The sequence below is a fragment of the Nocardia sp. CA-145437 genome, assembly GCF_050956485.1.
GTDB lineage: Bacteria > Actinomycetota > Actinomycetes > Mycobacteriales > Mycobacteriaceae > Nocardia.
Window position 1 is genome coordinate 4,828,298 of sequence record NZ_CP191204.1, and the last position, 13,700, is coordinate 4,841,997.

A 13,700-nucleotide genomic window follows, 5' to 3' on the forward strand; every position below is an offset into this window, starting at 1 on the left:
CCATGTCGGTGCTCTCCCGCGCCGCGGCCCCGCCTGCCACCCATGAGGTGGCGGCGGCCGTCGCCGCTCTGCTGACCAATCTCGACACCACCGCACCCGAGACCCTGTTCGCCGCCGCCGAAGCCGCGGCGGCCCAGGGTGATCGATCCCTCGGCCTGGCCGATCCCGGCCACGGCGCGCCCGAGGAGCTCTCCCCCCGACGGCTGCTCGGCCCCTCAGGCCTCGGAGCCCCGAGTCTCCGCGTGAACCTACCCACCCCCGGGGTGATCACGGAGCTCGCGGGACTGGCATCGCGTCCGCCGTCGCCTGCCGGCGGCGCGGTGCCGACGCCGCGGCCGCCGATCTCCCCGGCCCGGCCGCGGGGTCCCATCCCCCGGTCCCTGGGTTCCGGGCCGATTCCCACACCCTCGGCCACTCCGCCGGCCGCACCGGTCACCCCGGTCTCCGGTGCGGTTCCGAGTTCGGTTGACCCCCGCCCGTTCTCGCACGGACCGACCGGTATCGGGACTGCCTCCACCCATCGGGGCCGGCCGCGCGGGTCGATGATTCCCACGCTCTACTGTCCGCCGCCGGTCCGGGACAACCCCGCGCTCGCGGAGGCGGTGAACGTCGGAATCATCGCGTGGGCCGAGGAGATCGGGCTCTACGAGGGCCGGCTCGACGATCTCCGCAAGGCCGACTTCGGCCGGTTGATCATGCTCGCGCATCCGGACTGCGACGATGCGGACCGATTGCTGGCCGCCGCCAAATGCGCGGTCTCGGAGTGGTCGGTCGACGACTACTACTGTGAGGAGGACGCCAGCGACATCGCGCCGGACGGCACCAAGTCCAGCGCGGAGGCCGAGCTGGGGCCCCGGCTCGAATTGGCCGCCGCCGCCATGGATCCGGTGCACCTGCCACCCCGCTACCAGGTCAAGGTGGAGGAGGCGATGCGCGCCGATCCCATCCTGCGCGCCTTCCGCACCTCCTTCGAGCACCTGTCGCGGTTCGCGACCCCGGCCCAGGTGGCCCGGTTGCGCACCGAGATCGCGGGCTGGTTCATCGCGCTCGGCGCCGAGGCGGGCTGGCGGACGGCCGGCCGGATGCCGCCGGTGTGGGAATACCTGCTGAACCGGCAACCGCACAGCTTCCTGCCCTGTATGGCCCCGCTGGACGCGGTCGGCGGCTACGAGCTACCCGCCGCGGAGTACTCCGATCCGCGGGTCCGGCGGGTGGTCACCACCGCCGCGCTGGCCAGCCAGATGGTCAACGACCTCTACTCGATGGCCCGCGAGGACCTCTCGGGCGGACGGGAATTCAACCTCCCGACCGTGCTGGCCGCCGAGGAGAACTGTTCCCGGCGCGAGGCCGTGCGGCGCACCGCCGAGGTCCACGACGAACTGGTGCACCGCTTCGAGGCCGAGGCGGGCGCGCTCGCCGCCACCGGATCCCCGGAACTGCGCCGCTTCCTGACCGGGTTGTGGTCCTGGATGGGCGGCAACCGCGCCTGGCACGCGGACAGTCGCCGCTATAACGACAACCCCTGAGCCGCTCCACATTCCGAGTGACCCGGTCTTCCCGTCCCGCATCCCGATGTGTTCGTTCGCGCAGTACTTCCAGTGTCATATCACCCATTCGAGAGGATGACCTGCCATGACCGCGCTCCACCCCCAGACCGACGCCGTGCTGAAGACCGAGTACCAGAAGTCGGTCGCGTCGTACTGGAACAACAACCCCAACGACGACCGGGTCAACACCAAACTCGGCGAGGTGGACGGGCTCTATCACCACCACTACGGCATCGGCGAACCCGATCTGTCGGTCCTCGAGGGTCCGGAGGAGACCCGTCAGGAACGCCTGGTCAAGGAACTGCACCGGCTCGAGACGGCCCAGGCCGACTTACTGCTCGACCAGCTCGGCGACGTCCGCCCCGGCGACGCGCTGATGGACGGCGGATCCGGCCGCGGCGGCACCAGCTTCATGGCCAACCAGCGTTTCGGCTGCCGGATGGACGGCGTCACCATCTCCGAGTATCAGGTGGGCTTCGCCAACGACCAGGCCCGCGAGCGCGGCGTCTCGGACAAGGTCGGGTTCCACTTCAAGAACATGCTCGACACCGGGTTCGAGTCCGGCTCCAAGCGCGGCATCTGGACCAACGAGACCACCATGTACGTGGACCTGTTCGAGTTGTTCGCCGAGTTCTCCCGGCTGCTCGAACCGGGCGGGCGCTACGTCTGCATCACCGGCTGCTCCAATGACGTGTTCGGCGCCCGGTCCTCCTCGGTGAGCTGGATCGACGCCCACTACGGCTGCAACATCCACCCGCGCAGCCAGTACTTCAAGGCGCTGGCGGCCAACAACCTGGTCCCGGTCGCGGTCAAGGACCTCACCCCGGACACCATCCCGTACTGGGAGCTGCGCACCCACTCCGAGCTCGCGACCGGAGTCGAGAAACCCTTCCTGACCTCGTACAAGGAGGGCAGCTTCCAGTACCTGATGATCGTCGCCGATAAGGTGGGCAGGTGACCGGCACCCTTGACGCATCCGGCACCACCCCGGTGGCGGCATCCGACGCCACCCCGGTGGCCGACCGTGAGACCCTGCTCGTCGAACTCGTCGACGAGCAGGGCGACGCGCGCGGATCGCTGTCGGTGGCGGCGGCGCACACCGCGCCCGGACAGCTGCACCGAGCGTTCTCGGTGCTGCTGTTCGACGCCGGTGGGCGGGTGCTGTTGCAGCAGCGGGCCGCGGTGAAGACCCGCTTCCCGCTGCTGTGGACCAATACCTGCTGCGGGCATCCCGAACCCGGGCAGCCGGTGCTGGAGGCGGCGGCCAAGCGGCTGCACGAGGAACTCGGCGTCACCGCGGATCTGTCCGAGGTGGGCGCGTTCACCTACCAGGCCACCGATCCGAACACCGGCCGCGTCGAATTCGAGTACGACCACGTCGTGATCGGGCGGCTGGACGAGGCCGTCCCGCACCCGAATCCGGACGAGGTGGCCGATACCGCGTGGATCCGGCCGGACGCCCTGGCCGAGGATGTGGCGAACGAGCCCGCCCGCTACACCCCCTGGCTGAGCGGAGTACTGAAGGTCATCGCCGCACGCGGCTGACCGCCACCGCCGACCGTCGGCGCCACCGCCGACCGCCGCCCGGCGACATCCCGCCGCCCGGCGCCCGGCGACATCCCGCCGCCGGGCCGCACCACCACGGTGCGATGCGACCCGAGCAGCTCCCGGGCCGGTGGATATCAGGCGAGGGCGGGCTCGCGCTCCGCGTCCAGCAGCCAGTCGTTGGGCGCGAAGAGCTCGAAATGCACTCGGTCGGAAGGGATTCCGATGGATTCGAGCTGGGCGCGGACGTGGTGCAGGAAGCCGGTGCCGCCACACAGGTAGTAGTCCGCGTCCTGAGGGAGATCGATCCGGGTCACATCGAGCAAGCCGTGGCCGTCCGCCTCGTACCAGGCGCGGAGATACACGTTCGCGAGCCGGGTGGCCAGATCGGCGACCGTCTCGCGCAGCGGGTGCGCGGTGGTGGAGCGGTCGGCGTGCAGGATGACGGTTCGGCGGGTAGGAGCTTCGGCCGCCAGGTATTCCAGGATTCCGGCCATCGGAGTCACGCCGATGCCCGCGGAGATCAGCACGACCGGCGTGGTGGCCTCGGTGTCGATCGTGAGATCGCCGAAGGGCAGCGTGATCTCGAGGGCATCGCCCACCACGACGGTGTCGTGCAGCCAGGTCGAGACCTCGCCGGCGGGCGTGCCCGCCTCGGCGAGCACCTTGCGCACCGTGAACGCGAGCCGGCCGTCGCCCCCGCGGTTGACCAGGCTGTACTGGCGCAGCTGACGCGCACCGTCGGCCAGCCGAGCGCCGACCGAGATGTACTGTCCCGGTGCGAATCCGGGCAGCGGGGCCGCCGGGTCGGCGGACTCGACCACGAAGGTCGCCACCCCCGAGGGGTCGTCGATGCGCTGCACCACGCGGGTTGCGCGGAACACGTCGCCGGGCTCGACCCCGGCCGCGTCGTAGAGCTCGCGTTCGAAATCGATGAGGGTCCGCGCCATCAGCCAGTACACGCGATCCCAGGCCGCGGCGATCTGAGGGGTCACCACGTCCGCGCCCAGCACATCGACGATGGCGGCGAACAGGTGCTCGTGCACGATGCCGTACTCGGGTTCGGTGACGCCGAGCGAAGCGTGCTTGTGGCCGATGCGGGCCAGCAGTTCCCGTGGATGCGGCAGATTCGGGTCCACGAGGTGGGTGGCGAAGGTGGCGATGGAGGCGGCGAGAGCCTTCTGCTGTGCGCCGTCGTGCTGATTGCCGCGATTGAAGCGGTCGCGCAGCAGTTCTGGATGGGCGGCGAACATCTTGGTGTAGAACAGCGCGGTGATCCGGTCGATGTGCGCGGCCACCAGCGGCAGGGTCGCGCGGATCACCTCGGCATGCTCGGGTTCCAGGTCGACGGCGTTGTGCAGTGTGGAATCCGGCGCGAGCCTCATGAGGTCTCCTAGGTATCGATGAGTGCGACTGCCGGGAATACCGGCATATGCAGCAACTCCACGGTGCGCTGATCCACCAGATCGGACAGCAGGTACCGATCGAGCTCGGCATAGAATGCGTTCTGCGCGGCCCGGAGGACACCCCGCAATCGGCAGGCATTCGCGAGCGGGCACGGATTGTCGCCGACGCAGTCGATGACTTCGTCGTCGCCTTCGAGCTGACGGACAATGGTGCCGATGGTGGTGGTTCGGCCGGCCTCGGTCAGGAAGATCCCGCCGGTGCGCCCCCGCTGCGACTCGACGTAACCGAGTTCAGCGAGTTTGGAGACGGCCTTGGCAACGTAGTTCTCGGAGGCGTTCACCTGTCGCGCAATGAGTTTGACGGTGACGCGTTCCTCGGCCCCACTACTGACCGCCAGCCGCATGAGCGACCGCAGGCCGAGATCGGTGAACCGGGAGAGCTGCATGAGATCCACCGTAGCTAATTCCGATTCCGAAAAGCAGATTATCTTGGTGTGCGCTTTAATACGTGAATCCGTGCGGATTATGTAACCTGCACCACACCAATACACCACTCCTTATGACCAATACAGCAAATCCCTGGCAGCGACCGGCGCCGCTGCCAGGGATTTCGGTGAGGGAGAAGCGTTTCCCTCAGGCCGCGACCATCAACTTCGTGCGCGTGGCCAGCCCGTAGTAGATGACCAGCGCCAACCCGCAGCCGATGAACCAGCTGTACTGGGCCGCGGTGTGCATGCCGTACACGTTCTTGGCCAGCACCGGGAACACCGCCGCGATGGCGCCGATCACGGTGGCGATCACCGCGACCGGGTTGAATCCCTTGCGGTACCAGTACTTCCCGGTCTCGGCCATGGTGAACAGCTCGTCGACCACGATGGTCTTCTGGCGCACCAGGTAGTAGTCGGCGATGAGCACGCCGAACAGCGGTCCGATGAACGCGCCCAGCACTTCCAGGGTGTAGTGGATGACGTCGGGGTTGTTGTACAGGTTCCACGGCGTGATCAGCACCGACCCGACCGCCGCGATCATGCCGCCCATCCGCCAGGAGATCTTCTGCGGGCTCACGTGCGAGAAGTCGAAGGCGGGCGAGATGAAGTTCGCGACGATATTGATACCGACCGTGGCGATGGTGAAGGTCAGCGCGCCGAGCACGATCGCGAAGGTGGAGTCGATGCGCGAGACGGTCTCGACCGGATCGGTGATGAGCTCGCCGTACACCGGGATGGTCAGCGAGGCGGTGATCACCACGAGCAGTGAGAAGGCCAGGAAGTTGACCGGCAGCCCGAGCAGGTTGCCGCGTTTCACCGCCGCCATGGACTTGCTGTAGCGGGAGAAGTCGCCGAAGTTCAGCATGGGCCCGCAGAAGTAGGACACCACCAGCGCGATCGCGCCCAGCAGCACCGGCAGGGCGTCCCAGCCGTGGTACTTCACCGCGCCCAGCTGCAGGTCGATCGCGCCCCAGCCGGCCTTGTAGATCAGATAGCCGCACAGGAAGAACATGACGACATACACGGCGGGACCGCAGAAGTCGATGAACTTGCGGATGGACTCCATGCCCTGCCAGAACACCGCGGCCTGCACGATCCACAGCACCAGGTAGGCGCCCCAGCCGAGCAGCGACAGGCCGAGGAAGCCGTAGTCGCCGGACTTGGCGTAGGGGGCCAGGCTCGGGAAGAGCTTGACCGCCACCACGATCAGCGCGGCCGAGGCCAGGTAGGTCTGAATCCCATACCAGGCCACCGCGATCAGGCCGCGAATGATGGCCGGGATATTGGCGCCCTTCACGCCGAAGGCGCTGCGGCACACGACCGGGTACGGGACGCCCGCGCGCTGGCTGGGCGCGGCCACGAGGTTGCACAGGAAATATACGATCGTGATGCCGATGAGCAGGGCGACCAGCACCTGCCAACCCGCCAGGCCGAGCGCGAAAAGGCTACCGGCGGTAACGTATCCGCCGACGCTGTGCACATCCGACATCCAGAAGGCGAAGATGTGGTACGAGCCCCAGGTCTGTTTCTTCAGGGGGGCGAGATCGTCATTGGTGAGCCTGAGGTCGTAGTCTGGAGCGGGCGGCGGCGCCGCTGATTCCGCACCCGCCGATGCGGGAGTGACGATGTCGGTCATGGGGTTGCATCCGATCCGAAAGCCGATGAGTGTGCTCAAGGTAGGAACGAGCCGTTCCCCATGGATTGCTTTTCGGTTTCCGGGTCATTGCGTGATCCGTATATCTTTTCCGACCAGCCCGTTCACACGTGCTTCACATTTCTCGGGCGCAGGGTGCGGAATTCGCCATTGTCCACCGCGTCGCGCCACCCCGCGGGTGAGGTGAATTCCTGGCAACATGGCGCGCATGGAGCTCATGGCGCGGATCGAGGCGGCGGCGACCCTGCTCGAACCGGTGATCCGCCGGACGCCCGTGGTCGGTTCGCGGGTGCTGGCGGAGCGGGTCGGGCACCCGGTGTGGCTGAAGTGCGAGAATCTGCAGCGCACCGGCTCGTTCAAGCCGCGTGGCGCCTACAACCGGATCGCGAATCTGTCGCCCGCCGAGCGGGAGCGCGGTGTGGTGGCGGCCAGCGCGGGCAATCACGCGCAGGGGGTGGCCTGGGCGGCGACCTCGCTGGGCCTCGAGTCCACGGTGTTCATGCCGGTCGGCGCGGCCCTGCCGAAGCTGGTGGCCACCCGGGCGTACGGCGCGACCGTGTACCAGGTGGGCGACACCGTCGACCAATGCCTGTTCGCGGCAAAGGAATTCGCCGACCGCACCGGGGCGACGCTGGTGCACCCGTTCGATCATCTCGATATCGTGGCCGGGCAGGCGACGGTGGGGCTCGAAATCCTCGACCAGCTCCCGGATGTCGGCACCGTGCTGGTCCCCACCGGTGGCGGCGGCCTCCTGGCCGGTGTGGCGGCGGCCCTGCAACGACTGCGTCCGGAGGTCCGGGTGATCGGGGTTCAGGCCGCCGAGGCGGCCGCCTGGCCGGCCTCTCTGGCCGCGGGGAAACCGATTGCCCTGGAACAGATGTCCACCATGGCCGACGGCATCGCGGTCGGCCTGCCCGGCGAGGTTCCCTTCGAACACGTCCTCGACTCCGCGCCTACCATCGTCACCGTCGACGAGGACGCCCTGTCCAGGGCCCTGCTGCTGTGCATGGAACGGGCCAAGCTGATCGTCGAGCCCGCGGGCGCGGCCGGTGTCGCCGCTCTGATGGCCTGCACCGCAGACGAACTCGCCCTCGAGGGCCCGGTCTGCGCCATCCTCTCGGGCGGCAATATCGACCCGCTGCTGCTGACACGCGTCATCGGCCACGGCCTCAGCGCCGCGGGCCGCTACCTGGCTGCCCGCATCACCATCTCCGACCGCCCCGGCAGCCTGTCGCGTCTGCTGTCCGAGCTGAGCCGCACCGGCGCGAGCGTCCTCGACGTCGCCCACTCCCGCACCGGTGCCTGGCTCGGCATCGACGAGGTCGAGGTCCTGCTCACCCTGGAGACCCGCGGCCCCGCCCACCGCGACGAGGTCCTCACCACCCTCGCCGACGCGGGCTACGAGGTCCGGGTCCAGGACTGAGGTTGTCGCCGAACCTCAGTGCGCCCCACCGAGTTCCAATGCCAGCACCCCCGCGATGACCAACGCGATCCCCCCGATCTGCACCGCCGTGATCCGCTCGTCCAAGAACAGCGCCCCGATGGTCGCCACCGCCACCACCCCCACCGCCGACCAGATCCCATACGCCACCCCGATGGCCATCCCCCGCTTCAATGCCTGCGAAAGAAAGTAGAACGCCGCCCCATACCCGATCACCACGATCACCGACGGCACCACCTTGCTGAACCCGTCGGAGATCTTCAGCGACACCGTCGCCGTCACCTCACACGCGATCGCCAACGCCAGAAACACCAAGGTCATAGCCGAAGGATAACTGCCCGAACGACCCTCGGGCAGGCGGTGAGGCCCGCGCTGCTGACCCGCTAGAGGTGCACCAGCGCGGTCATCGGGGCGACCCCCAGCGTCGTGAGCACGGCGACCCCGTCGGCCGCCTCCGCGCCACCGGCGAGAATCCTGGTTCGCGCCGCCTGATAGCGGCAGCCCGCGGCATCGAAAGTGGTTGCGGTGAACAGCAGCCGGTCGCGGTCCTTCGCCACCAGCGCCTCGGCGCGGTCGACGATGGCCGCGGCCACCGGGTTTCCGGCGACCGCGGTCCGAGCCTGGTCGAATTCACCTGAGGTATCGGGATTCCCGGCGATCGCCGCCGCCTCGGCGTGCAGGGCGAGGTACCAGGGCAGCCAGGCGCCCGGCACGCGCTCGGCCGCCTCGGTGACGGTGAGTTCCGTGCGTTCCAGGGCATCCTCGGGCTGGCCGTGGTGCAGCATCAGGAGGGCGTCGAAGACCGCCTGATAACCGTCGGCGTCGGCGGCCGGGGTGCCGAGTTGCTGGAGGACGCCGGTCCATTCGCGTTCGGCGTCGAAGTCGTCGCGCAGGCCGTGGATCATGCGGACCCCGGCCACCGCCGCGCCGAGGGCCGAGCGGGCGGGCCGGTCCTCGCGATGCCAGGCTTCGAGGAAGCGCGCCCCGTGGGTGAGGACGTCGTCGACGTTGCCGGCCAGGGCGTCCGCGACCAGGAGGCGGCTGGTGGCGGTGTGGCCGACCTCGGCCAGCATCGGGTGCTCGGCCAGTTGCCGCCCCCACCGCCGGGCCCCGGCGAGATCGCCTGCCCCGAGCCCGAATTCGGTGGCTTGGCCGAGCGCGTCGACCAGTTCGTGGGTGCCGAGCGGGTTGTCCGGCGTGGTGGACAACAGCCGGATGCGCCGCCGGGCGGTCGCCGCGGCGGCCCGCAGATCCCCGGCGCGACTCTGTGCGGCGGCGAGCGCGTCGAGGGCGGCCGATTCGGCGAACGGATCCCGGGTGCCGTGCGCGAGCTCGACGGCGCGCTCCGCCCGCGACAGCGCTTCCAGCGCAGCGATGTCCGAACCGCCCTGTGGCGCGGTGAACGGATTGGCGAAGACGATGGTCTCGGCCAATTCGACCGCCGCCCGGGCAGCCTCGGCCCGCACCGCGTCACCGGCAGCGCCAACAGTGCCGGCTCGCGGGCCTCGCGCCGACAGCGCGACTGTCGTCCGCGCGGCACAGGACGGACCCGCCGACGCGTCGGCATCTCCCACCGGAATGCCTTCGGCCGCAGCGATATCCGAGTCGGCGACAGCGGTCGGCGCATCGTCGTCCCCGGCGGGCGAGGCCGGGTCGATCAGCGCTCGTGCCGCGGTGATGAGCGTTTCCGCGTCACGCCGGTCAGGGAGGTGCTCGAACTTGCCCCAGAAGCGATAGGTGCAGGATGCGGCCGTGGCCAGGTCGATGGCCGCGGCGGCGGGATCACCGGCGCGCTGGGCGAATTCGGCGGCGGAGCGGTGCAGGCGGTACATGTCGTCGCCGTTGCCGCCGCAGCCCGCCGCGGCGGCCGACTGGCGGAGCAGGTCGGCGGCGACGGCGGGATCGTCGCAGAGGTAGGCGGCTTGTTCGTGGCGCCATTGGGATTCGCCGGTGTGGTGGCGGGCGAACAGCAGGCGGGCGAAGCCGCAGGCCAGTTCGAACGCGTCGGCCCGCTGATCCGGGCGTTCGAAGGCCCAGCCGAGGGCGGCGCGGAAATCGTCCGCGGCGATATCGAATCGGGGCCGCCAGCCGTCGCGGACGGACCCGAGCTCGGTGGCCTCCGCCGCGCACCAGCGCAGGTGGGCGGCGCGGGCGTCGTCGATCTCACCGGCGGTGTCGAGCTGTTCGAGGCCGTACTGGCGGATGGTCTCCAGGGCGCGGAACCGGGTGCCGGTCGGGGTGTCGGTGACGACGAGCAGGCTCTGCTCGGCGAGCCGCGCCAATCCGGCCGCGACCGTGCCCTTGTCGACGTCCGCGGCCGCGGCGGCCGCCTCGACGGGAAAGGCGGCCATGAACACCGAGATCCGGCGCAGCAGGGTGCGGTCCTCGGGTTCGAGCAGGGCGTGGCTCCAGTCGAGGGCGGCGCGGACCGAGCGGTGCCGGTCGTCGGCGCGGGCGCCGCCCGACAGCATGCGCAGCTGGTCGTCCAAACCGGCGGTGAGGCCGTCCAATCCGAGGGAGGTCCAGCGGGCGGCGGCCAGTTCGATGGCCAGGGCCACGCCGTCGAGGCGCCCGCAGAACGCGGCGACCTGGTCGCGCAGCGCGTGGTTGGGCGGCCAGCCGCCGGCGGCCGCGCGATCCATGAACAGGGCGACGGCGTCCGAATCGCCGTCTCCGGCAAGCGACATCGGCGGCACGGTGTAGGCGTGTTCGAACGGCACCAGCAGGCGGGCGCGGCTGGTGGCGAGCACGCGCATGCCGGGGCAGGTGGCCAGCAGCTCTTCGATGAAGGGGGCGACGCCGTCGCGGACGTGTTCGCAATTGTCCAGGACCAGTAGGGCATTGCGGTCGGCGAGCGCGGCCAGCACGGCGCGGTCGAAGGGGCGGCCGGGCTGTTCGCCGATGCCGAGGGCCATGGCGACGGTGCCGGCGACCACGCAGGTGTCGGGGCTGGCGAGCGGCACCAGGTCGACGAACCACACGCCGTCGGCGAAATCGGCGGCCACCTCGGCGGCGACGGCGAGAGCCAGCCGGGTCTTGCCGACGCCACCCGGTCCGACCGCGGTCACCTGACGTTGTGTCCGGAGCAGTTCGGCGAGTTCGGCGCGTTCGCGGGTGCGTCCGATGAACGAGGTCAACGGTTTCGGGAGCACGGGCGCGGCCTGCGGGCTGGCGGTGCGAGTGGCGGCCGCGTGCTGGGCCAGGGCCCGGCGGTCGGGCACGTCGAGTTTGCGCAGCAGCGAGGAGACGTGGCTCTCCACCGTGCGCACCGAGATGAACAGTCGCGCACCGATCTCGGCATTGCTGAGGTGCTCGCCCACCAGGGCCAGCACCTCGGCTTCGCGGGTGGAGATTTCCAACGTCACAGCCATGAACCCAGTCTGCCGTATGGGATCGGCCGCGGCGGTACGGACGGGCTCGGTGTCGCTCTCCGTGGTGGATTCCGTGGTCGCCACGGATGTGACCGAGGGGTCCCGGCGGCGAAGCTGGAAGCACACCGAACGAACACCCTCTCACCAGGAGAAACAATGACCACCCAGGGCATCAAGACCGTGCTGCACCCCGTCGCCGACCTGGCCGCCGCCAAGACCGTGTACGCCGCTCTGCTGGGCCTCGAGCCGCAGACCGACTCCCCCTACTACGTGGGCTTCGAGGTCGAGGGCCAGCACATCGGCCTGGTCCCGGCGGGCAGCCCGCAGAGCCCGGAATCCCCCGTCTCCTACTGGCACGTCGCCGACATCGAGGCCAAGATCACGGCGCTCACCGCTGCCGGCGCGGCGGTGCAGCAGGCCGCCCGCGAGGTCGGCGGCGGCCGCCTGGTCGCCACCGTCACCGACCCCGACGGCAATGTCCTGGGCCTCATCCAGGACCGCTGACCACCCTCCCCCTCGCCCGATCCTCTTCTCCCCCACTCCCGCAAAGGAATCCAGCCATGGCCACCGAGAACCCCGCCCAGAAGACCACCGTCGGTTTCAGCGCCGACGAGCGCGCCGCCATGAAAGCCCACGCCGAGGAACTGAAGACCGCCGCCCGCCGCCGCAACTCCCGCTCCGCCAAGGCCGACGGCGAGCAGGACGTACTGGCCAAGATCGCCGAGATGGACGACGCCGACCGCGCGATCGCCGAACGCCTGCACGCCCTGGTCAAGTCCATCGCCCCCGAACTCGGCGCGAAGACCTGGTACGGCATGCCGTCCTACACCCGCGACGGCAAGATCGTGTTCTTCTTCCAGCCCGCCGCCAAGTTCAAGTACCGCTACGCCATCCTGGGCTTCAACGACGCCGCCAACCTGGACGACGGCGAGATGTGGCCGGTCAACTACGCGCTGCGGAGCATGACGCCCGCCACCGAGGCCCGCATCACCGAACTCGTGCGGCAGGCCCTGAGCTAGTCCCCGGAGCTCGGAAACACCCACGGGCGAACTTTCCCCGGCCGGATTCGAATCCTTTTCCGGCCGGGGACGCTCTTATGGTGGTGACTGTACGAATCGAAGTGAGAGAGCAGGGCGTGGAACGCGGCTGGGCCGGTGAGCAGCTGGTGACGGCGGCCCAGAACGGTGACCGCGAGGCGATCGCCGCCGTCGTGTACGGCGCGCATCCGCATGTGCGCAGATTCGCGCAGCATCTGTGCGCCTCCGACACCGATGCCGAGGACGCCACGCAGGAAGCGCTGATCATCCTGTACCGCAAGATCGGCACGCTGCGCGCGACCACCGCGCTGGCGTCGTGGATGTTCCGCATCGTCCGCAACGAGTGCCTGCGCCGGGCGCGCCGAGTCCTGGACCACGCGCCACGGACCGAGACCGGCGATGTCGTCCGCTCCGCCGAGGACGAGGTGCTGCGGCGGCTGGACGCAGACCAGCTGGCCGAGGCGATCACGGCCCTGCCCGAGGTGCAGCGCCGGGTGCTGATCATGCGCGATGTACTGGGCTATCCCGGCCGCGCGACCGCCGACGCGCTCGGATTGAGCACCGCGGCAATGAAATCGCAGCTGCACCGCGCCCGCGCCGCGGTCCGCCAGGGTCTCGACGACCGTCGCTGACCACCGGACCGGTCGCACCACCGGTCATCTCACGCCATCCGGCCATGTCGTACCACCCCATGCGAAGGGACGCCCCGCCATGCTCACCACCGAACACTCCGCGCCGAACCTGGATCTGATCGATACCGCCGGACAGCCCTGGCGGCTGTCGGACAGCCGCGACGCGCGCGGCACCCTGCTGTATTTCATGCGCTCGACCTCGTGCCCGATCTGCAACCGGCACGTCCGTGATCTGATCGCGCGGCGCGACTTCTTCGACGACGAGAACATCCGGGTGGTGATCGTGGTCCCCGAGGATCGCGACGCCGCTCTGGCCTGGAAGACCAAGCACGCCATACCGTTCGCCGTCCTGACCGGCTCAACCGGCGACCCGCACCAGTCGGTCGGCCTGACCCGCCGGATGTTCGGTTCGATGCAGCAGTCGGGGACGGTGCTCATCGACGCCGACGGCACCGTCCGCCACGCCCACGGCGCGACCATGCCGGTCAGCAGCTACGACCGGAAGGGCATCACCGCGGCCGTCCTCGCCCTGCGGGACACGCGGAATTAAATAGGGTGCGGTGGGTGCGGGCCTGTGGT

At 69.6% G+C, this 13,700-nt stretch carries 13 protein-coding genes; 8 read left to right on the forward strand and 5 right to left on the reverse strand.

Going from position 1 to position 13,700, the window contains the following annotated elements; translation table 11 throughout:
• Positions 1–2 precede the first annotated feature (2 nt).
• The 3 genes from ACQPYY_RS22495 (at position 3) to idi (ending at position 3,092) form a co-directional block, all read left to right on the forward strand.
• A complete protein-coding gene (locus ACQPYY_RS22495; protein WP_433590889.1) occupies positions 3–1,526 on the forward strand; it encodes a family 2 encapsulin nanocompartment cargo protein terpene cyclase in 1,524 nt (507 codons plus the stop codon).
• 106 nt (positions 1,527–1,632) lie between these two features.
• Positions 1,633–2,505 carry a geranyl diphosphate 2-C-methyltransferase gene (locus tag ACQPYY_RS22500; protein ID WP_433590890.1) on the forward strand — a complete coding sequence of 291 codons (873 nt, stop codon included), beginning with the start codon at positions 1,633–1,635 and terminating at the stop codon, positions 2,503–2,505.
• The gene (gene idi / locus ACQPYY_RS22505) at positions 2,502–3,092 is read left to right on the forward strand and encodes an isopentenyl-diphosphate Delta-isomerase (protein ID WP_433590891.1); all 591 of its coding nucleotides are present in this window, start codon (positions 2,502–2,504) and stop codon (positions 3,090–3,092) included. The genes ACQPYY_RS22500 and idi overlap by 4 nt, the downstream gene beginning before the upstream one ends.
• A gap of 137 nt (positions 3,093–3,229) precedes the next feature.
• Here idi and ACQPYY_RS22510 read toward each other — a convergent pair whose 3' ends face one another.
• The 3 genes from ACQPYY_RS22510 to ACQPYY_RS22520 form a co-directional block, all read right to left on the reverse strand.
• A complete protein-coding gene (locus ACQPYY_RS22510) occupies positions 3,230–4,477 on the reverse strand; it encodes a globin domain-containing protein (RefSeq protein ID WP_433590892.1) in 1,248 nt (415 codons plus the stop codon).
• 8 nt (positions 4,478–4,485) lie between these two features.
• Positions 4,486–4,944, reverse strand: a complete 459-nt coding sequence (locus ACQPYY_RS22515; RefSeq protein WP_433590893.1) for an RrF2 family transcriptional regulator — start codon at positions 4,942–4,944, stop codon at positions 4,486–4,488.
• Positions 4,945–5,131: 187 nt separating this feature from the next.
• Positions 5,132–6,622: an NCS1 family nucleobase:cation symporter-1 gene (locus ACQPYY_RS22520; protein ID WP_379106743.1), complete on the reverse strand. Its 1,491-nt coding sequence runs from the start codon at positions 6,620–6,622 to the stop codon at positions 5,132–5,134.
• A 217-nt stretch (positions 6,623–6,839) separates the two neighbouring features.
• Between ACQPYY_RS22520 and ilvA the strand changes: the two genes are divergently transcribed.
• Entirely contained in the window at positions 6,840–8,063 is a 1,224-nt protein-coding gene (gene ilvA / locus ACQPYY_RS22525; RefSeq protein WP_379106745.1) for a threonine ammonia-lyase, read from the forward strand.
• A 15-nt stretch (positions 8,064–8,078) separates the two neighbouring features.
• On the opposite strand, the gene ACQPYY_RS22530 is transcribed toward ilvA, so the two are convergent.
• Together ACQPYY_RS22530 and ACQPYY_RS22535 are read right to left on the reverse strand one after the other, a co-directional pair.
• Positions 8,079–8,402: a DMT family transporter gene (locus ACQPYY_RS22530; RefSeq protein WP_433590894.1), complete on the reverse strand. Its 324-nt coding sequence runs from the start codon at positions 8,400–8,402 to the stop codon at positions 8,079–8,081.
• 62 nt (positions 8,403–8,464) lie between these two features.
• Complete coding sequence (locus ACQPYY_RS22535) at positions 8,465–11,452, reverse strand: ATP-binding protein (RefSeq protein ID WP_433590895.1); 2,988 nt, start codon at positions 11,450–11,452, stop codon at positions 8,465–8,467.
• 156 nt (positions 11,453–11,608) lie between these two features.
• Between ACQPYY_RS22535 and ACQPYY_RS22540 the strand changes: the two genes are divergently transcribed.
• From ACQPYY_RS22540 to ACQPYY_RS22555, 4 genes are all read left to right on the forward strand, one after another.
• Positions 11,609–11,956: a VOC family protein gene (locus ACQPYY_RS22540; protein WP_379106751.1), complete on the forward strand. Its 348-nt coding sequence runs from the start codon at positions 11,609–11,611 to the stop codon at positions 11,954–11,956.
• Positions 11,957–12,012: 56 nt separating this feature from the next.
• On the forward strand, positions 12,013–12,471 hold the full coding sequence (locus tag ACQPYY_RS22545) for an iron chaperone (RefSeq protein ID WP_379106753.1): 459 nt from the start codon (positions 12,013–12,015) through the stop codon (positions 12,469–12,471).
• A gap of 101 nt (positions 12,472–12,572) precedes the next feature.
• Positions 12,573–13,121: an RNA polymerase sigma factor gene (locus tag ACQPYY_RS22550; protein WP_379106755.1), complete on the forward strand. Its 549-nt coding sequence runs from the start codon at positions 12,573–12,575 to the stop codon at positions 13,119–13,121.
• 79 nt (positions 13,122–13,200) lie between these two features.
• Entirely contained in the window at positions 13,201–13,671 is a 471-nt protein-coding gene (locus ACQPYY_RS22555; protein ID WP_433590896.1) for a peroxiredoxin family protein, read from the forward strand.
• Positions 13,672–13,700: the final 29 nt, after the last annotated feature.